Annotated in this window: 14 protein-coding genes and 1 pseudogene; all 15 read left to right on the forward strand. The window is 68.2% G+C overall.

The annotated features are described in order from the left end of the window. Positions 1–97: 97 nt before the first annotated feature. The 15 genes and pseudogenes from I6B53_RS02335 (at position 98) to I6B53_RS02400 (ending at position 17,971) form a co-directional block, all read left to right on the forward strand. The gene (locus I6B53_RS02335) at positions 98–1,504 is read left to right on the forward strand and encodes a rhamnulokinase family protein (protein WP_216764669.1); all 1,407 of its coding nucleotides are present in this window, start codon (positions 98–100) and stop codon (positions 1,502–1,504) included. Further along, positions 1,479–2,480: a LacI family DNA-binding transcriptional regulator gene (locus I6B53_RS02340; protein WP_216764670.1), complete on the forward strand. Its 1,002-nt coding sequence runs from the start codon at positions 1,479–1,481 to the stop codon at positions 2,478–2,480. Before I6B53_RS02335 ends, I6B53_RS02340 begins: the two co-directional genes overlap by 26 nt. 156 nt (positions 2,481–2,636) lie before the next feature. Continuing rightward, a complete protein-coding gene (locus I6B53_RS02345) occupies positions 2,637–3,068 on the forward strand; it encodes an RbsD/FucU family protein (RefSeq protein WP_216764671.1) in 432 nt (143 codons plus the stop codon). A gap of 90 nt (positions 3,069–3,158) precedes the next feature. Beyond that, positions 3,159–3,839, forward strand: coding sequence for a response regulator transcription factor (locus tag I6B53_RS02350; protein ID WP_216764672.1), 681 nt, complete (start codon positions 3,159–3,161; stop codon positions 3,837–3,839). Positions 3,840–4,276: 437 nt separating this feature from the next. Beyond that, positions 4,277–4,630, forward strand: a pseudogene (locus tag I6B53_RS11025) (histidine kinase dimerization/phospho-acceptor domain-containing protein); the annotation flags it as partial. A 238-nt stretch (positions 4,631–4,868) separates the two neighbouring features. Then, the gene (locus tag I6B53_RS11030; RefSeq protein WP_253953940.1) at positions 4,869–5,126 is read left to right on the forward strand and encodes an ABC transporter ATP-binding protein; all 258 of its coding nucleotides are present in this window, start codon (positions 4,869–4,871) and stop codon (positions 5,124–5,126) included. Between the two features lie 92 nt (positions 5,127–5,218). Then, on the forward strand, positions 5,219–6,295 hold the full coding sequence (locus I6B53_RS02360) for a hypothetical protein (protein ID WP_216764674.1): 1,077 nt from the start codon (positions 5,219–5,221) through the stop codon (positions 6,293–6,295). Positions 6,296–6,333: 38 nt separating this feature from the next. Continuing rightward, positions 6,334–7,326: a hypothetical protein gene (locus I6B53_RS02365; RefSeq protein ID WP_216764675.1), complete on the forward strand. Its 993-nt coding sequence runs from the start codon at positions 6,334–6,336 to the stop codon at positions 7,324–7,326. Positions 7,327–7,546: 220 nt separating this feature from the next. After that, positions 7,547–8,293 carry a DeoR/GlpR family DNA-binding transcription regulator gene (locus tag I6B53_RS02370; RefSeq protein ID WP_216764676.1) on the forward strand — a complete coding sequence of 249 codons (747 nt, stop codon included), beginning with the start codon at positions 7,547–7,549 and terminating at the stop codon, positions 8,291–8,293. Between the two features lie 13 nt (positions 8,294–8,306). After that, complete coding sequence (locus I6B53_RS02375) at positions 8,307–9,683, forward strand: dihydrolipoamide acetyltransferase family protein (protein ID WP_216764677.1); 1,377 nt, start codon at positions 8,307–8,309, stop codon at positions 9,681–9,683. 30 nt (positions 9,684–9,713) lie between these two features. After that, complete coding sequence (gene lpdA / locus I6B53_RS02380; RefSeq protein WP_216764678.1) at positions 9,714–11,081, forward strand: dihydrolipoyl dehydrogenase; 1,368 nt, start codon at positions 9,714–9,716, stop codon at positions 11,079–11,081. A 64-nt stretch (positions 11,082–11,145) separates the two neighbouring features. After that, complete coding sequence (locus I6B53_RS02385) at positions 11,146–13,596, forward strand: thiamine pyrophosphate-dependent enzyme (protein ID WP_216764679.1); 2,451 nt, start codon at positions 11,146–11,148, stop codon at positions 13,594–13,596. Between the two features lie 185 nt (positions 13,597–13,781). Then, positions 13,782–15,086, forward strand: coding sequence for a PHP domain-containing protein (locus I6B53_RS02390; RefSeq protein ID WP_216764680.1), 1,305 nt, complete (start codon positions 13,782–13,784; stop codon positions 15,084–15,086). Between the two features lie 68 nt (positions 15,087–15,154). After that, complete coding sequence (locus I6B53_RS02395) at positions 15,155–16,174, forward strand: SDR family NAD(P)-dependent oxidoreductase (protein ID WP_216764681.1); 1,020 nt, start codon at positions 15,155–15,157, stop codon at positions 16,172–16,174. Positions 16,175–16,366: 192 nt separating this feature from the next. Continuing rightward, positions 16,367–17,971, forward strand: a complete 1,605-nt coding sequence (locus I6B53_RS02400) for an alcohol dehydrogenase catalytic domain-containing protein (protein ID WP_216764682.1) — start codon at positions 16,367–16,369, stop codon at positions 17,969–17,971. The last annotated feature ends 18 nt before the right edge of the window (positions 17,972–17,989 follow it).

Raw genomic sequence — 17,989 nt, forward strand, 5'->3', positions numbered from 1 at the left:
CTCGGGCCCGCCCCCGCACCCCCGCCCTCGTCCCCAGGGGACGAGGGCGCCCCCGGTCCACCAGAACACCGACCCACCGAGACAGAAGGCAAGGGACATGACCACCGCACTGGCAGTTGACCTCGGATCCTCCTCCGGGCGAGTCCTGGCGGGCACGCTCGACGCGGACCACATCGAGATCACGGAGGTCCACCGTTTCAAGCACGAGGCCCAGCGCCGCGACGGCCGCCTGGTCTGGGACGTCGAGACCATGTGGAACGAGGTCGTCACCGGCCTTCGCGCCGCGGTCGAGCGCTTCGACGACGCGGTCTCGGTCTCCGTGGACACCTGGGGCGTGGATTTTGCCGCCCTGGACGCCGACGACCAGCTGGTCGGGCCCGTACGCGCCTACCGCGACGAACGCACCGAACGCACCCACGACGCCTTCCGTCGGCGCCTGGACGACCGCGAGTTCTTCACCCTGACCGGTATCGCTCCCGCCACCATCAACACCGCCAACCAGCTGGTGGCTCTGACGGTCGAGGAGCCCGAACTGGCAGAGCGCATCGACACGGTCCTGCTGCTGCCCGACTACTTCGCGTGGAAACTCAGCGGCGTCAAGGGGTGGTCGCGTTCCATCTGCTCCTCCTCGGGCCTGTGCGAGCCCGGATCCCCGCGCTGGTCCAACCAGGTCTTCGAGCGCCTTGGCCTGGAGCGCAGGTGGGTGGGGGATCTGAACTCGGACCTGACCGTCGTCGGCCCGTGCACCGTGGAGGGCCTGGAGCACCTCACGGTCGTGCGTGGCGGAGCCCACGACACGGCCTGTGCCGTCCACGCCCTGCCCATTGACGAGGGCGTCGCCGCCTGGTGGTTGTCGTGTGGATCCTGGTCGGTACTGGGGGCCATGGAGGACCACGCCCTGACCAGCGACGCGGCCTTCGAGTTGGGGTTGACCAACGAGTCGCGCTCCGACGGGGGAGTGCGTCCTCTGTTCAACATCACCGGCATGTGGATCCTCCAGGAGCTCCAGCGCCAATGGGAACGCGAAGGCAACCCCACCGACACCGACGAATTGGTGGCCGCCGCCCGCCAGTGCCCCACGCCATCGGTCCTGCTGGACCCGGATCGCCCCTTCTTCGCCGAGCCCGGCAACATGGTCGAGAAGGTCGACGCTTTCCTTGCCGAGGCCGGAGCCCCTGCCCCGTCCTCGGAGGCCGAATACGTGCGCCTGGTCATCGAGTCCTTCGCGGCCCGCTACGCGCGCGGCATCGACGACTTGGCCAAGATCACCGGCACCCGCCCCGACCAGCTGAACCTTGTCGGCGGCGGCTCACGCAACCACCTGCTGTGCGACCTCACGGCGCGAGCCGCCGGGATGCGAGTCGTGGCCGGACCGGTTGAAGCGTCGATCCTCGGGTCGCTGCTTGCCCAACTGGAGACCCTCGGACACCTCGATCCCGCCAGACGTCCCGACGTCATCGCCCGAACGGCAAAGACCCATGTCCACGCGCCGGATGTCCAGTAAGAGCAAGAGGGTCTCGCAGGCGGACGTCGCAGCACTTGCCGGGGTCTCCACCAACACGGTCTCACGTGTGGTGCGCGGCGACCCGGAGGTCTCCGACGCCACACGCCGAAGGATCACCGCACTGCTCAAAGAGGTTGACTATCGGCCGAACTACGCGGCCCGCTCCCTGTCGGCCAAGCGCACGGGCGTGCTCCACGTGGCCCTGGCGGCCCCCATGTTCCACGGGCACGGGCGCTCCCTGCTCTCCGTGGTCTCCGCAGCGGCCGACGCGGGTTTCCACGTGTCCATGTCGAATCTGTGGGTGCGTGACGGGGTCATCGATTCGCGCATCGCCCCCTTCGACGTGGACGCCGTGGTGATCCTCGGCGGCCAGGGGCCCACCGTCGACATGGCGGTCGAACTGGGGCGCACCGTCCCCACGGTGTTGCTGTTGGCCTCGGAGAGGAACCTGGATCGGATCTCCACCGTCAGCGTGGACAACGTGCGCGGGTCCCGCCTGGCAACCGAACACCTGCTGCGCGCAGGAGTCGATTCCATGGTCCACTTGGCCGGACCCACCTCGTGGGGGGATTCGGGCACGCGGCGCGAAGGATTCGAACAGGCCTGCCGGGAGGCCGGCATTGAAGCACGGGTCCTGTCCGCTGACTCGTGGAACGCCCGCGACGGCTACGACGCGATGACCTCACTGGACCAGCTGCCCCAAGGGCTCTTCGCCGCCAACGACCAGTTGGCGTTGGGAGCAATGCGCCTCATCCACGAGCGTGGAGCGTCCATCCCGGGCGACGTCAAGGTGGTCGGCTTCGACGACATGGACGGCGCCGACTGTTTCGCCCCGCCTTTGACCACCATCCGCCAGCCCTTCGACCGGGTGGGGCGCACGGCGGTGCGCCTTGCCCGGCAGATGATCGAGGGTGGCCCCGGTCAGGACGTCGTCATCGAACCGGAGCTGGTGATTCGCTCCAGTTCCTCCTTGTGAAGGCGGAGTGCGCCGCCCTCGTCCACACCGTCCCCATCCGCCCCCTCACCTCGGCAGATTTCCATTCACCCGATCCGAGTGGACCCGATCTGCCAGACTGACCCGAACCGTCCCGACCCTGCGGGGCGAGCACACCGCAATGAAAGGAACACTCCGATGATCTACGGACCCATGACCCACCCGCAGTTCCTGCGCGCCCTGGCGGCCGCCGGCCACGGCTCGAAGATCCTCCTGGCCGACGCCAACTACCCGCACACCACCGGCGTGGGGCCGCGCGCGGAACTCATCTCGTTGAACTTCGCGCCGGGAATGCTCGACGTCATCCAGATCACCGAGGTCCTCAAGCAGGTCTGCCCGATCGAGAAGGCGGAGATCATGGTGCCCGCGCCTGACGCCGAGCAGGTCGAGATCCCGATCCACGACGAGTTCCGCGCCCTGCTGCCCGACACCGAATTCGGCGAGCTCTCGCGCTTCGACTTCTACGACGCCGCCCGCAGCGAGGACGTGGGCATCATCGTCGCCACCGGCGAGCAGCGCCTGTACGGCAACCTGCTGCTGACAGTGGGAGTGCGCCAGCCCGGCGAGTGATGTCACTGCGCTGCCACCCGGGATGCGCGAGGATCGTCCTGAGGAACGTCGTCGATGGGACCGGGAAGCCCCCGGCACCGGAGGAGGGACATGGGCAGCGCAGGCATGGAGGCAATGCGGATCCTGCTGGTCGAGGACGAGGTCCCGCTGGCCAACGCCCTGCAGCGTGGCCTGGTGGGCGAGGGGTTCGAGGTCGAGGTGGTCCACGACGGTGCCAGCGCCCTGACCACCCTGGAGCGCCGTATCTTCGACATCGTCGTCCTGGACCGTGACCTGCCCATCCTGCACGGAGACTTCGTCGCCCGGAGCCTGCGTGACTCCGGCTCGCGCACCCGCATCCTCATGCTCACCGCGGCGTCCTCGTCCGAAGACGTCGTGCGGGGCCTGGACCTGGGGGCGGACGACTACCTGAGCAAACCCTTCGACTTCGACGTGCTGCTGGCGCGGCTGCGGGCCTTGGGACGCCGCCTGACCGACACCGGTGGTGGCCTGACCTGCGCAGACCTGCGCATCGACATCGCCTCGCACCGGACGTGGGTGGCCGGGACCGAGATCCATCTGCGTCCCAAGGAGTTCCAGGTCCTTGCCGAACTCATGCGCGCCGGCGGCGCCACGGTCAGCCCCGTCGGCCTCTTCGACGCCGCCTGGGGCGAGGACGACCCGACGGGCGAAGCCGTGGTCAAGACCGTCATCCACTCCCTTCGCCGCAAGATCGGGGCCCACAGGATCACCACCGTCCACGGAGTGGGCTACAGGGTGGCGCAGCCGTGAGGCGGGCCCTCGGCGCCTGGTGGGTGCGCCTGGGACTCAGGCGCCAACTGGTCCTTGTCATCTCCGGCATTTTCGTCCTTGCGGGGGCGCTGCTGCTGTTGGCCCAGTACATGATCCTGCAGAACCTGCTGGTCGAACACATCACCTTGGTGCGCAGCGAGAACCCCGTGGTGGTGTCCGCTTCCCCTGATGGCCCGCCCCCGGGGCCCCACGGGACGGGCGAGGCGCAGTCCGGCGGAGCACTGGGGGCAGGGGCGTATTCCGGCCCTGCCAGCCGGGTCCTCACCACTGGAACCGGCGGTGGCCTGGAGACCCGCGAGGAATGGCGCTTCTGGCTGGCCTCCACCCCATTTTCGGCCACCATCCTGGCCCGCCTCCAACTGTGGTCGGCGCTGCTGCTGGCAGTCTTCGTCATCTGCACCATCCTGGCCGCCCACATGGTCACGCGTGCCGTCATGGCGCGCATCGACGCCTTGGCCCGCGCCACCGCGTCAATCACCGAAAGGAACCTGTCCCGGCGCCTTGCCACCGACGGACCCGAGGACGAGGTCCGTCACCTGGCAGAAGGCGTCAACGTGATGGTGGCTCGACTGGAGGATGCCTTCGCCCGCCAGGAGTCCTTCGTCTCCAACGCCGCCCACGAGTTGCGGACCCCCTTGACCACCGTGCGCACCACATTGCAGGTGGCGGGGCGCCAGGGCCGCATCCCCGAGGACCTTCGCCCCGACATCGACGAGGTCCTGTTGGCGAACCGGTACCTCGAAGGGCTGGTTTCCTCGCTTCTGGCCTTGTCCAGGTTGGGTGGGCGTTCGATCTCCACCCACGACCAGGTCGACTTGGCCGCCCTCGTCGACGACGTGCGCCGGCAGGAAGACATGTGCCAGGGCGTGCCGATCCGTGTGCGTGGGGCCGGCGGAGCGGCGCGCCTGCCTGGACCACGTGAGTCTGCCCTTCCTGGCGCGCGGCCTCAGGCGCTCCGAAGCCGACCTTCGGGCACGGGAGCTGCTGGAGAGGGTCGGGCTGGCGCATGTGGCGGAGCGCCCCTTCCACACCCTGTCGGGCGGCGAGGCCCAACGCCTCATGTTGGCGCGCGGCATGGCAGCAGCCCCAGACCTGCTGCTTGTCGACGAGCCCACCGCGCAGTTGGACGGGCGCACCGCCCGGGCGGTCGACGCGGCGCTGTCTCGCCTGGCCGAACCGGGGGTCATCGTCGTCGTGGCCACACACGACGCCCGGACGGCCGCCGTGTGCGATGAGGTCGTGGACCTGGGCGGGTGGGTGCCGTGAAAGGGCGACGGACCCGGCCCTCGGCGGAGCGCATGAAGGGGCGGGGGGCCAAACGCCGGGCAGGGCGCCTGCGTGGGCGTGTGAAGGGGAGCATGCGACTACGCGAGATCCTGCGTGAAGCCGGGCGCGACCTCGCCAGTGGCACCGCGCGGGCTGTGCTCCTGGCCGTGGGGGTCGCTGCGGTTGCCGTGACGTGCACGGTGGCCGACCTTCGGGCAATGGGAGCGGTGGTGGACGCCGTGGTCACCTTCCGCTCGGTGGGGGCCTCCATCAGGATCGTCGAAGTCCCCCAAGGAATCGACGCCCGCGTGTGTGACGGCCTCACGCACCTGCCGGGGGTCAGGGCCGCAGGCGCCCTGCGCAAGGTCAAGGAGCCCCTCACCTTGGGGGTCCTGCCCTCCAACCCCCTGACCCTGTACGAGGCGTCCCCCGCATTTGCCACCATGCTTCCCGCGTCCACCGGCCAGAGCCGCACGGGCCTGCTGGTGCCGACCGGCCTCGCCCGGACCCTCGGGGTCGGCATCGGCCAGCAGGTGCCGACCTCGCAAGGAACGGCGCTGGTGGGAGGCACCTACTCCTACCCCGAGGACGGCCGGCCTCCAGGAATGGGATGGGCCGCCATCGCCCTCGTCCCCGCAGATCACGGATTCGACGAATGCTGGATGGACGCCCACCCGGTCGCTGCTTCCACCGCGGCAGCGCTGCTGTGGGCGATTTCGGCGGACTTGCCGGTGCCCGACGCGGACGTGGTCACCAGGCAGCACAACTCAACCCTGGGACTGCCCACCGTTCCCGCCCGCGACTTCCTTGCGCGACCCACCGCGCGACTGCCTCTGGTCGCTTTCGCCGTCGCGCTGGTCCTGGCGGGTGCGGCCACATGGATGCGGCGCCTGGAGCTGGCCTCCGCCCTGCACGTGGGGGTGCGGCGACTCGACCAGATGGCATGCCTGGCGATGCAGACCCTCGTGTGGGCGGGGGTGGGGGCGGCGCCTGCCGTGCCCGTCGCACTGGCCCTCACACGAGGGCGGGCGGCAGAGACGGCCCAGGTCCTGGCTCTTCATGCGTGCATGAACCCACTCATGGGCGTCGCCGGGGCGCTGGTCGGAACGCTGGTGGCGGCGGCGCTGGTCAGGGAGCGTCGCATCTTCACGTGGTTCAAGTCCAGATGACAGGGGCGCCCCACGGGCGTCGAAGGAAAGGAGAGGTCATGGGACATGACATGTCGGTCCACGTCGCGCGTCGTGGGCGTGCGGGGTGGGCGAGGAGGCCTGTGCCGATGGTGGCCGCCGCGGCGGTGGTGTCGGCGGCGCTCGCCGCCGGGTGTGCGGGGGGTTCGCCTGCGGAGTCGTCGGCTCCCGGCGCGCCCTCGGGTGGTACCCAGGGCGGGGAGGTGGCCGGTGGGGGAGGAGCCACCGGGGGACCCGCTGGGTCGAACGGCACCTTCGAGGAGATCGTCAAAGCGGGGCTGGCGCAGGACATCGGGCCCTTCCAAAAGGAGGTCCTGGAGAGGGCACTGAGTTCGGGCCAGATCAGCGAGTCCGACTGGAAGGAGGTCAACACGCGTTTCGTGGCCTGCGCGAAGTCGCGAGGCGCCCAGGTGGAGGTCGAGTTCAACGGGGCTCAGGTCAGTGTGCGGGTCGACCAGGCGTCCTCGTCCCAGCCGGGCAAGGTGGAGGATTCGCCGAGCAGTTCGCGGTGTGACGGCAAGGGCGGGTCGGACGAGCAGGTCACCGGAAATGCACCCGACGGGTTCCGGCCCGTGGGGGTCGCCCCGGCGGTCATCGAGTGTCAGGACCGCGAGAACACGTGGGTCAATGCGGCCTACGCGCGTCTGCATGCCACTGGTGCGCAGACCTCGGACATGTCCATCGAACAGCAGGTCCTGGCGTGCCTGAAGCAGGCGGGGACCGTGCCGGAGTCGACGACCTTGGACGAGTTCATGGCCCAGTTGTCGAAAGAGGAGGACCAGTTCGGTCCCGCCGGTTCCAGCGACCGGAAGACCTTCGAAGCCTGCTGGCAAACGGCCACAGCCCCTCCTGAGATTCCTCCGTCCCTGCGTGAGATTCGTCCGTCGATCGACGAGATTCGTCCTTCAAGCGATTCGGGGCGAGTCTCGACATCGGGGGTGAGCGGCGGGGCGCTGGGACTTTCGTCGGGGGTTTCGGATTCCTTCGAGAACTTTCGAATTGGTCGGAGGTGACAAGGTGAACCGAGTGGCTTGGGGGTTCCTCGACAGATCTGGGATGAAAAGCGCAGAAAGTCGGGGACTTTCCCCTGTCGTCCGACCTGCGGGCCATGCTGGGGCACCGCCTTCACCCGGCCCCGAGGATCCTTGCGAGCTTTCGTTTGATTGACTACTCTGTGTGTAACCGAAGAAGAACCGACACCGGTTCTCAGGGATCGCAAGGGGGTGATCGACAATGGGGCGCCAGGAACGGGCGGACTTCATCCTCGATCGCCTTGCCGCCGAAGGCGAGGTCTCGGTCTCGGGACTGGCGGACGATCTCGGCGTGTCACTGGTGACCGTGCGCACCACCTTGAAGGACCTCGAAGAGGGCGGATACCTCACCCGCACCCACGGCGGCGCGCGCCCGACGGCCTTCCGCAACATCCACCTGCGCCAGAACGACCGCCTGGATGAAAAGGAACGCATTGCCAAGGCCGCCGCCGACATGGTCCGCGACGACGACCACATCATGATCGAAGCCGGGACCACCTGCGCCTTGATCGTCAAACACCTCACCGGCAAGCGCAATGTCCACGTGGTCACCAACTCGGTGCTGGTCTTCGCCAACGCGCGCTCCAACCCGAACCTCATCCTCACCCTGACCGGCGGCCAGTTCCGCCCCGAGTCGGAGTCCCTGGTCGGGCCCGTCGCCGAGCGCTCCATCAACGCCTTCAACGCCCGCATCGCCTTCCTCGGCACCGACGGTTTCAGCGTCGAACGCGGGCTCACCACCCAACTCGTCGAAGGTGGACAGGTCGGGTCCCTCATGCGCTCACGCGCGGAGGAGACCTGGCTGCTGGCCGACTCTTCCAAGGCGGGACGAGCCGGCTTCGTGAGTTTCATGGAGATCGACCAGATCACCGGCATCATCACCGATGACGCCCTGGTGGCGACCTTCAGGGAAGAACTGACCGCGCGAACCCGAATGCGCATCGTCTAGGAGGAAATGACAAATGGCCGCCATCGTCGTGATGCCCCAGCTGGGCAACTCCGTCGAGTCCTGCATCATCATGTCGTGGGAGGTCGCTGTGGGCGACACCGTGGCGGTGGAGCAGACCCTGTGCTCCATCGAGACCGACAAGGCCACGATGGACGTCCCCAGCACTGAGGCCGGAACGATCCTCGCCCTGCTGTGGGCCGAAGGCGACGAAGTCCCCGTCAAGGATCCCCTCGTCATCGTCGGCGAGCCCGGTGAGGACATCTCCGCCCTCGTCCCCGGCGGATCCACGCACGAGGGCGACGCCGCCTCCGCTGATGCCCCCACCGTCGAGGCGGCCTCCCCCGTCGAGACGACCCCCGCACCCGGCTTTGCCACCACGGCCTCCGACGGGGCCATCTCCCCGCGCGCCCGCACTCTCGCCTCCTCCTCGGGGGTGGACGCCTCGTCGATCACCGAAGGGTCAGGCCCCCACGGTAGAGTCATTGAACGAGATGTGCAGGCCGTGATCGCCGCAGGCCCGGCCCTGACGCACGCGGCGCAGGCCACTGGTGGCACCGCTGCCGCGGGCACCGGAATCGGCGGCCGTGTGACCACCGGCGACATCGCCTCGGCCGGTGCCGCACCCGCCGCGCAGGTGAGTGCTCCGCTTGCCCCGGTCACCGCCGTGACCGCACCCGCCGCTGACTTCCCCGGTGCGACCAGCACCGAACCCCTCAAGGGCATCCGCAAGGTCGTCGCCCAGCGCATGATGGCCTCCCTGGCCGAGTCCGCACAGTTCACACTCAACAGCACGGCCAAGGCCGACGCCCTGCTGGCGCTGCGCAAGAAGCTCAAGAACTCCGACGAGTCCTTGGGGCTCAGCCGCGTGACCCTGAACGACCTGGTGTGCTTCGCCGTGGCCAAGACCCTGCTCAAGCACCCCGCCTTCAACGCCCACCTGGTCGACGGCAAGGTCACTCGCTTCGAGCAGGTCCACCTGGGTTTCGCCGCCGACACCCCGCGCGGTCTGCTGGTCCCCGTCATCCGCAGCGCCCAGGCCCTGTCCCTCAAGCACTTCGCCGCCGAAGCCAAACGCCTGGCCGCCGGTGCCATCGACGGGTCGCTGGCCCCCGAGTACCTGGGCGGGTCGACCTTCACCGTGTCGAATGTCGGATCCTTCGGGGTGGAAACCTTCACACCCGTCATCAACCGTCCTGAGGTGTGCATCCTCGGCGTCGGAGCAATCACCCCGCGCGCCAAGCTCGAAGCGGATGGCTCAGTCGGCATCGAACAGCGCATCAACTTCTCGCTGACCATCGACCACCAGGTCATCGACGGTGCCGACGGCGCCCGCTTCCTCAAGGACCTGGCTGCGGCCATCGAGAACATCGACGTCACGGTCCTGGCCTGAGACCGGCACACACAACCCGAGGAGACACACATGAGTGAGACCCGCTTCGACGTCATCGTCCTGGGTGCCGGCCCCGGCGGCTACCTGGCTGCCGAGCGCCTGGGCCACGCGGGCAAGAAGGTGCTGCTGATCGAGGAGGTCGCCCTGGGCGGCACCTGCCTCAATGTCGGCTGCATCCCCACCAAGACCCTGCTCAACGGTGCGAAGAACTACCTGCACGCCAAGGAGGCCGGCCAGTTCGGTGTGGACGCCACCGGCGTGACCTTCGACTGGGCGCGTATGCAGGCCTGGAAGGACCAGGTGGTCAGTGGCCTGGTCGGCGGGGTCGGCGCGGCCGAACGCAAGGCCGGCGTCACCGTGGTCAACGCCCGCGGCCACCTCGACGGCCCCGGAAAGGTCACCGCCGCAGGCACCACCTACACCGGCGACCACGTCATCGTCGCCACCGGCTCCGTACCCGCCATGCCGCCCCTTCCCGGCGCAGCCGACAACCCGGCCGTGGTCGACTCCACCGGCATCCTCTCCCTGGACCAGGTCCCCGCACGCCTGGCCGTCATCGGCGGCGGCGTCATCGGCGTCGAGTTCGCCTCACTGTTCTCGACCTTGGGCTCCGAGGTCACCGTCATCGAAATGGCGCCGGAGATCCTGCCCTTCATGGATGACGACATGGCCGCCCAGCTGCGCAAGGCCATGTCCGACGTCACCTTCGAGCTCGGCTGCAAGGTCGAGTCCCTGGACGGGGCCTCGGTCACCTACTCCAAGAACGGGCAGTCCACGACCCTGGAGGCCGACGTGGTCCTCATGGCGGTCGGCCGCCGCCCAGCCACCGCAGGGTGGGGAGCCGAAGAGGCCGGACTGGAGATCAACCGTGGCATCGTGGTCGATGACCGCATGCGCACCAACCTGCCGAATGTGTGGGCCATCGGAGACGTCACGGGCCGTTCGCTGCTGGCCCACGCCGCCTACCGGATGGGTGAGATCGCCGCCGCGAACATCTCGGACCCCGAGGCGCACAGGCGTGGCGAGGTCATGCGTTGGCACACGGTCCCGTGGGCCGTCTACTGCATGCCCGAGGCCGCAGGCGTGGGTCTGACCGAGTCCCAGGCCAAGAGGGAGGGACGCGAGGTCCTGGTCGCCAAGGTTCCGGCCCAGATGTCCGGTCGCTTCATCGCAGAGAACGGATTCAAGGCCCCCGGCTCGGCGAAGATCGTCGTCGATCCCCTCACCCACCAAGTGCTTGGCGTGCACGTGCTGGGCGCCTACGCGGCCGAGATGATCTGGGGTGCCCAGGCCGTCCTCGAAATGGAACTGACGGTGGAGGACCTGCGCCAAGTCGTCTTCCCCCACCCGACCGTCTCCGAAGTCATCCGGGAGGCCGCCTGGGCCGTCAAGCTCTGAACGCCGCCGACAGGCTGCACACCACCCACGAGTTTCACCATTCCACTTCTAGGAGAGAAGAAGAATGACCAAGTCCCTCATCGTCGATCCCGCGCAGGTCCGGGCGCGCGGCCGCCTCACGCTGCCGGAAATCCCGCTGAACACCTACGAGTTCAACCTGGGAGCCGAGATCGGCCGCTACGGCAAGGACGGCCTGTTCCGCATGCTGCAGGACATGATCGTCGTGCGCACCTTCGAGTCGATGCTCGACTCGATCAAGAAGACCGGTGAATGGCAGGGCGTCGCATACAACCACCGGGGCCCCGCCCACCTGGGCATCGGCCAGGAGGCCGCCTACGTCGGCCAGTCCTTCGTCCTGACCCCCGACGACCAGATCTTCGGCTCGCACCGCTCCCACGGCGAGATCCTGGCCAAGTGCTACTCGGCCATGCGTCAGATCCCCGCCGAACAGCTCGAATCCATCATGAAGGGCTTCCTGGACGGAGAAACCCTGTCCTTCGCCGAGAAGATCGAGCACGGCGACACCCTGGACCTGACGGAGAACTTCATTCTCTTCGGCGCCCTGGCGGAGATCTTTGCCCGCAAGGCCGGCTTCAACCGTGGCCTGGGTGGCTCGATGCACACCTTCTTCCTGCCCTTCGGCTCCTACCCGAACAATGCGATCGTCGGCGGCTCGGCCCCGGTGGCCAATGGGGCGGCCCTGTTCAAGCGCATCAACCGCAAGCCCGGCATCGTCGTGTCGAACATCGGCGACGCCGCCATGGCCTGCGGCCCCGTGTGGGAGGCCATGAACTTCGCGACCATGGACCAGTTCGCCACCCTGTGGCGTGAGGAGGACGGTGGCTACCCGCCGATCCTGTTCAACTTCTTCAACAACTTCTACGGCATGGGCGGCCAGACCTTCGGCGAGACCATGGGCTACGAGGTCCTGGCCCGCGTGGGCGCAGGACTGAACCCCGAGGCCATGCACGCCGAGCGCGTCGACGGCATCAACCCGCTGGCCGTGGCCGACGCCGTGTCCCGCAAGAAGAAGATCCTCGAAGAAGGCCGCGGCCCGGTCCTCATGGACACCCTCACCTACCGCTTCTCCGGCCACTCGCCCTCGGACGCCTCCAGCTACCGCGACAAGGACGAGGTCGCCCTGTGGGAAGAGGTCGACTGCATCAAGACCTACTCCGACCTGCTGATCTCCAGCGGCGTCACCACCCAGCACGACATCGACGAGTACACCGCCTCCTTCACGGACAAACTGGTCAAGGTCCTGCGTCTGGCCACCGACGAGGAAAAGTGCCCCCGCGTGGCAGACGGTTACATCGAGACCGTCATGTTCTCCGACACACCCGTCGAAGCCATGGAAGAGGGCGAAGCCGAGATCGACCTGGAGGCCAACCCGCGCATCAAGGCCCTGGAGAAGAAGATCCGCACCTCGGTCGACGCCGACGGCAAACCGGTGTCGAAGATGAAGATGTTCCAGTTCCGCGACGGTCTCTTCGAAGCCCTCGTCCACCGCTTCTCCATCGACCCGACGATGGCCGCCTGGGGCGAGGAGAACCGCGACTGGGGCGGCGCATTCGCCGTCTACCGCGGTCTGACGGAGGCCCTGCCCTACCGTCGCCTGTTCAACAGCCCCATCGCCGAAGCCTCCATCGTCGGCGCCGGCGTCGGCTACGCGATGGCCGGCGGGCGCGCGGTGGTCGAGCTCATGTACTGCGACTTCCTTGGCCGCGCCGGTGACGAGGTCTTCAACCAGATGGCCAAGTGGCAGTCGATGTCCGCGGGCCTGCTGAAGATGCCGCTGGTCCTGCGCGTGTCGGTGGGCAACAAGTACGGCGCCCAGCACTCCCAGGACTGGACGGCCCTGACCGCCCACATCCCGGGTCTGAAGGTCTACTTCCCGACCACGCCGACCGACGCCAAGGGCATGCTCAACCTGGCGCTGCGCGGCACCGACCCGGTCGTCTTCTTCGAGTCCCAGCTGCTGTACGACAAGGGTGAGGACTTCGAGCCCGGCGGCGTGCCCACCGGCTACTACGAGACCCCCGAGGGTGAGCCGGCCATCCGCCGCGAAGGCACCGACATCACGATCGCCACCATCGGCGCGACCGTGTACCGGGCCCTCGAAGCGGCCGACATCCTCCAGGAGAAGTACGGCATGAGCGCCGAGGTCATCGACCTGCGCTTCATCGCTCCGCTCAACTACGACACGCTGATCGCCGCGGTCAAGAAGACGGGCCGCCTGCTTCTGTCCTCCGATGCCGTCGAGCGCGGCAACTTCCTGCACACGGTTGCGACGAACGTCCAGGCCCAGGCCTTCGACGCCCTCGACGCCCCGGTGGTGGTGGTCGGCTCTCGCAACGGCATCACCCCCGGCCCCGAGTTGGAGTCGTACTTCTTCCCGCAACCCGAGTGGATGGTCGACGCCATCCACGAGCGCATCGTCCCGCTGCCGGGCCACGTCCCCTCGATCAACCAGACCGAGGCGGAGCAGGCTCGACGCAACCGACTGGGCATCTGAGCCCTTACCCCGTGGGCCGGGACTCCCCTCCTCCTGCAGTCCCGGCCCACGGGCCCGCCCTCGGCCATCGGCGAGGGCGGCCACCTTCCCTCGTTCCCGCCTTTCGACCAGGGCCAGCACCCGCCCCGCATTCGCGTCGAAGGCGCCGCGACACTCCAAGCCCTGAAACCGGAAGGAAGACTCCAATGACGGAAGCCGCCAACGACCCCACCCTCACCCCCGAGGAGCGCCTGGAGGCGCTGCGCTCCGTCGCATCCACCGAGACCTTCCCGGAGTGGGCGCCCGAGTCGAACAACCACATCCACACCTGCTACTCCTTCAGCCCCTACACGCCGGCCGGGGCGGCCCTCAACGCCCGTCGGGCGGGCCTGCGGGTCGTCGGCTCCGTCGACCACGACTCCATCGCCGCAGCCGCCGAGATGAGCGCCGCCACCCGCATGCTCGGCATGGGCAGTGTCACCGGCTTCGAATGCCGCGCCTTCTTCGACCCGGAAGGCCCCCTGGGCTCGCGCAAACTCAACAACCCGGACTCTGCAGGTATCGCCTACATGACCGTCCAGGGCGTGCCCGCCCAAGCGCGCCAGGCCGTCGCCCAGTGGCTTGCCCCCAAGCGCGCCGCCCGCCTGGAGCGCACCTTGGCCATGGCCGCAGCCCTCAATGAGATCCTCGAAGGTGTGGGCGTGGCTCCCTTCGACCCGCAGACCGACATGGTCGACCGCTCCCAGTACGCCAACGGCGGCGGAATCACCGAACGTCACCTGCTGGCCGCCACCGCGGACGCCCTGATCGCGGGCTTCGGCCGCGGCCCGGCGCTGGTCAGCGGCCTTGCCGGCATGGGACTGACCGTCCCACCCGCCCTCGAAGGAGTCCTGTCGGACCCGGACAACCCGCACCTCATGTACGACCTGCTGGGCCTCCTCAAGGCCGAATACCTGGACCGCGTCTACATCCAGCCCACCGTCGAATGCCCCACCACTGAAGAGGTCGTCGACTTCGCCGACCAGGTGGGAGCCATCGCCACCTACGCCTACCTGGGTGACGTGTCGGCATCGCCCACCGGAGACAAGAGGGCCGAGAAGTTCGAGGACGAATTCCTCGACGAACTCTTCGCCGCCTGCGCCGACCGCGGCCTGCGTGCGGTCACCTACATGCCGCCGCGCAACACCCCCGAGCAGCTGCGCCGCGTCCACGAACTGGCCCAGAAGTTCGGCATGCTGGAGATCTCCGGTGTCGACATCAACCAGCCGCGCCAGAAATTCAACTGCCCCGAGTTGCGCCGCCCCGAATTCGCCGACCTCAACGAGGCCACGTGGGCGCTGGTCGCACACGAGGCCCTGTCCAGTGTCGACCCGTCCCTGCACCTCCTGGGACAGGGACGCCCGACTCCGCAGGTCCTCGCCGCCCGCATCGCCGACTACGCCCCGATCGGCCGTTGCTACGCCGACGGCGCCTCCGTCGAGGAACTGGCCGCCACCGCACCGCGGGCCTGACGCCCGCCCGGACCCCATGACCTGCCAGGGCGGCTCCGCCCTCGCGAAAGACAAGTGAAAGGACTCCGATGAGCAACGCACCCGTGGTGAGGGGATTGTTCCTTGCCGCACTGGCCCGCCCGGTGATTGTTCGCGCGACCGACAAGACCCCGACCCTGACGCTGGATCGCGACCTGGCAGCCGTGGACCCGGCCACCCTTGTCGGACTCGACCTGCCGGTCGTCGTCGCGGCAGGCGAGGAGACCTACGAGGTCAGCGTCACCGAGCGCGGCGAACGCGAGATCTCCGGACGCGTCGCACTGGTCACCGGCGGCGCCCAAGGATTCGGCGCAGAGATCGCCAAGGGCCTGGTCGAGCAGGGATGCTTCGTGTACATCGCGGACCTCAACGCCGAGGGTGCCGCCGCAAAGTGCCAGGAGCTGGGTGCCGAGGTCACCCACCCGATCGCCGTCAATGTGGCCGACGAGGACTCCGTGGCCGCCATGGCCGCCGAGGTCGAGAGGACCACAGGTGCCCTGGACCTGGTCGTCTCCAACGCGGGCATCGTGCGTGCAGGCTCCGTCCTGGAACAGGACTCCCGCGCATTCCGCCTGTCGACCGACATCAACTACGTGGCCTTCTTCCTGGTGACCAAGCACTTGGGTGGCCTCATCGCCCGCCAGCACGAGGCGGCTCCGGCGTGGCTGACCGACATCATCCAGATCAACTCCAAGTCCGGACTGGTCGGGTCCAACAAGAACGCCGCCTACGCGGGCTCGAAGTTCGGAGGCATCGGCCTGGTCCAGTCCTTCGCCTTGGAGCTGGTCGAACACGGCATCAAGGTCAACGCCATCTGCCCCGGCAACTTCTACGACGGGCCCCTGTGGTCGGACCCGGAAAAGGGACTGTTCGTCCAGTACCTGAACTCCGGGAAGGTGCCCGGCGCGAAGACCGTGGCGGAGGTCAAGGAGTTCTACGAGTCGAAGGTGCTGATGCGTCGCGGAGCCACCGGCATCGACGTGCTGCGGGCGATCTACTACATCGTCGAGCAGGCTTACGAGACCGGGCAGGCGGTGCCCGTCACCGGCGGTCAGGTCATGATGAACTGAATCCTCCTTGCGGCGGGCGCAGGGCCCCTGCCCGCCCGCATCCCCTCTCCTCCGACCCCGCCCACTCGCCCGGGCACGTGGGTCCGGGTTCGAAACCCGGCCGGGCACTGCCGGCGGTCCCGGCCCGGAAGCCACAGTCCACCACCCGCGGTTCCCACCACCCCCAGACTTCTCTTCACCGAAGGAGACGAAATGACCGAGTACCCCGAGAGCCAGCACGCGATCCAGATCGTCGGCAAGGAGGAGTTCGTCGTCAACACCTCCAAGGCCATCGACCCGGTCGGCCCGCACCAGATGATGCTCAAGGTCGAGGCCTGCGGCATCTGCTTCTCCGACACGAAGCTGCTGCACCAGTTCGACTCCCACCCGCGCAAGTCCGACGTCATCGCCGGAATCGCCCCCGAGGCGCTGACGCAGATCCCCAGCTACCACCCGGGCAGCGCCCCCGTGACCCCCGGTCATGAGCCCGTCGTGCGCGTGGTCGAGGTCGGCGAGTCGGTCACCCACTTCAAGGTCGGTGACCGCCTGCTGGTCCAGGCCGACTGGAAGCACCTGCGCACCGCCAAGTCCAATGGCGCCTTCGGCTACAACTTCGACGGAGCCCTGCAGGAGTACGTCGTCGTCGACGAACGCTGTGTCGTCTCCCCCGACGGCGAGGAGTTCCTCATTCACGTGAGTGAGGGGCCCTCGGCCGCTGCAGTCGGCCTCATCGAGCCGTGGGCCACTGTCGAAGGCTCCTACGCGTGGGCCGAACGCAACCACGTGGCCGACGGTGGCCGCCTGCTGGTCGTCGGCGAGGGTTGCGTGGACGCCCTGACCGCCGAACACACTCCCGCCGAGGTCGTCCGTGTGGCGGTCGACGCCCTGGGCGAGGTCGAGGGGCAGGAGTTCGACGACATCGTCTTCTTCGGCGCCGATGCGCGGGCCATTGAGAAGGCTGCGCTGCTGCTGGGTTCGCGTTCGGTCATGTGCGTGGTCCTGGGTGGGGCGCGCATCGACGGCAAGGTGAGCCTTGACATCGGGCGCGTCCACTACGACTTCACGCGCTTTTGTGGCACCACCGGCTCCGACCCGGTGGAAGGGTACGCGTGGATCCCCGCCAACGGGGACCTTCGCAAGGGCGACAAGTGCGCATTCATCGGGGCGGCCGGCCCGATGGGGGTCATGCACGCGATGCGCGCAGTGACCTGCGGTGTTCCGGGGCTGTCGGTGGTGGGCACCGATCTGTCGGACGAGCGTCTGGCCAACCTCAAGGAGGTCGTCGGCGCCACCGCCGAGAAGAACGGCGTGCCCTTGGACATCATCAACACCGGAACGCAGCCGCTGGAGTACGGCTACACCTACGTCACCTGCCTGGTTCCCGTGCCGGCGCTGGTTTCACAGGCGGTGGACATCTGTGCCGAGGGTGGAATTCTCAACGCCTTCGCGGGAATCGCGGCCGGCACCTTCGGTGACTTCGACCTGCAGGGCATCATCGAACGCAAGATCTTCATGTTGGGCACCTCGGGCTCCGACGTGTCCGACATGCGCACGGTCCTGCGCAAGATCGAGGCCGGCATCATCGACACGACGATCTCCCTGTGGGCCGTGACCGGCATGGCGGGCTTCGGCGACGCCATCGGAGCGGTCATGAACCGCACCTCGGGCGGCAAGATCATGGTCTTCCCGATGCTGCACGACCTGGGCCTGACCCCGGTGGCCGACCTTGCCGAGGACTTCCCGGAGGTCGCCGCCAAGCTCAACGACGGCCTGTGGACCAAGGAGGCCGAGGAGGCGCTGCTGGCCATTGCCAAGTGAGGAGCGGAGCGAGGCGCT

It is taken from the genome of Schaalia sp. 19OD2882 (genome assembly GCF_018986735.1).
In the GTDB taxonomy this organism is placed as follows: Bacteria; Actinomycetota; Actinomycetes; order Actinomycetales; family Actinomycetaceae; genus Pauljensenia.

Excerpts from the sequence above, each read along its gene's own strand:
- lpdA (WP_216764678.1), top strand. The coding sequence starts at position 9,714 with ATGAGTGAGACCCGCTTCGACGTCATCGTCCTGGGTGCCGGCCCCGGC.
- I6B53_RS02340 (WP_216764670.1), top strand. The coding sequence starts at position 1,479 with ATGTCCACGCGCCGGATGTCCAGTAAGAGCAAGAGGGTCTCGCAGGCG.
- I6B53_RS02375 (WP_216764677.1), top strand. The coding sequence starts at position 8,307 with ATGGCCGCCATCGTCGTGATGCCCCAGCTGGGCAACTCCGTCGAGTCC.
- I6B53_RS02390 (WP_216764680.1), top strand. The coding sequence starts at position 13,782 with ATGACGGAAGCCGCCAACGACCCCACCCTCACCCCCGAGGAGCGCCTG.
- I6B53_RS02365 (WP_216764675.1), top strand. The coding sequence starts at position 6,334 with ATGGGACATGACATGTCGGTCCACGTCGCGCGTCGTGGGCGTGCGGGG.
- I6B53_RS02400 (WP_216764682.1), top strand. The coding sequence starts at position 16,367 with ATGACCGAGTACCCCGAGAGCCAGCACGCGATCCAGATCGTCGGCAAG.
- I6B53_RS02385 (WP_216764679.1), top strand. The coding sequence starts at position 11,146 with ATGACCAAGTCCCTCATCGTCGATCCCGCGCAGGTCCGGGCGCGCGGC.
- I6B53_RS02335 (WP_216764669.1), top strand. The coding sequence starts at position 98 with ATGACCACCGCACTGGCAGTTGACCTCGGATCCTCCTCCGGGCGAGTC.
- I6B53_RS02370 (WP_216764676.1), top strand. The coding sequence starts at position 7,547 with ATGGGGCGCCAGGAACGGGCGGACTTCATCCTCGATCGCCTTGCCGCC.
- I6B53_RS02350 (WP_216764672.1), top strand. The coding sequence starts at position 3,159 with ATGGGCAGCGCAGGCATGGAGGCAATGCGGATCCTGCTGGTCGAGGAC.
- I6B53_RS02360 (WP_216764674.1), top strand. The coding sequence starts at position 5,219 with ATGCGACTACGCGAGATCCTGCGTGAAGCCGGGCGCGACCTCGCCAGT.
- I6B53_RS02345 (WP_216764671.1), top strand. The coding sequence starts at position 2,637 with ATGATCTACGGACCCATGACCCACCCGCAGTTCCTGCGCGCCCTGGCG.
- I6B53_RS02395 (WP_216764681.1), top strand. The coding sequence starts at position 15,155 with ATGAGCAACGCACCCGTGGTGAGGGGATTGTTCCTTGCCGCACTGGCC.